Raw genomic sequence first — 808 nt, 5'->3', positions numbered from 1 at the left:
TGCCTTGGTATCTACAAGTAGCCCTGAGTTTGCGCAAGGGCTCGAATTTCACCACCGGAGGAGGACCGGTAAAAGTCTATTTGAGAGGAAATAAAACTTTTGGTTTGGAAGAGGAGAGCATTCGTCAAGCGAGCTTTGAAATTCCACCCACAGGTCAATGCGCTTGTGAGCAGAGCGCTGCTTTTCAAGAAATTATCCAATACGTTAATCAGCAAAGAACGATTTATGCTATCAGACCGAAGAGAAAATCAACTATCGCGAACGAATTGCGCCGTTTTTAGACATCAGTATGAACAACGTCGGCGACCCATTTGTCGATGGCAATTACACCGTTAACACCAAGTTTGTCGAACGAATGGTGCTGGATTATTTTGCTTTCGCTTTGGAACGGCCAAATGGCCATCGCAAGGACCATATTTAAAAGACGATGGTACATGGGATCGCGGTGATCCAGAAAGTTATTGGGGCTATGTACTGACCATGGGCAGTACTGAAGGCAACTTGTACGCAATGCTCAATGCGCGAGATTATTTGTCTGGTCAAACACTACTGGATGATGAAATTTGTGGCGAAGACGCGGAAWGGCAAGGTGGTAAAAAGCAGACCAGCTGTAGTGCGACACTATCCGCAAGCTTGCGGAAGATAATCCCAATGCCTACACCCCAGTTGCCTTTTTCTCTGAGGATACCCACTATTCGATKKTAAAGCGATGGCGGTAGAGAAAATCGAAACCTTCGGCTCACTCGGTAACCGACTCTACCCAAATGAAAATCCATGCGGGGAAGGCGAAGTTTGGCCTTCTGAAGTG

Annotated in this window: 1 protein-coding gene and 1 pseudogene; both read left to right on the top strand. The window is 46.6% G+C overall.

What is annotated here, in order from left to right; genetic code table 11:
• Nucleotides 1-281, top strand: a pseudogene (locus tag CIK04_RS34765) (hypothetical protein); the annotation flags it as partial.
• 8 nt (nucleotides 282-289) lie between these two features.
• Nucleotides 290-421, top strand: a complete 132-nt coding sequence (locus tag CIK04_RS34760) for a hypothetical protein (RefSeq protein WP_325205982.1) — start codon at nucleotides 290-292, stop codon at nucleotides 419-421.
• Nucleotides 422-808: the final 387 nt, after the last annotated feature.

The sequence above is a fragment of the Vibrio sp. 03_296 genome (genome assembly GCF_002265885.1).
The sequence above is the reverse complement of the archived record's forward strand: the minus strand, read 5'-3'. Positions and strand labels throughout refer to the sequence as shown.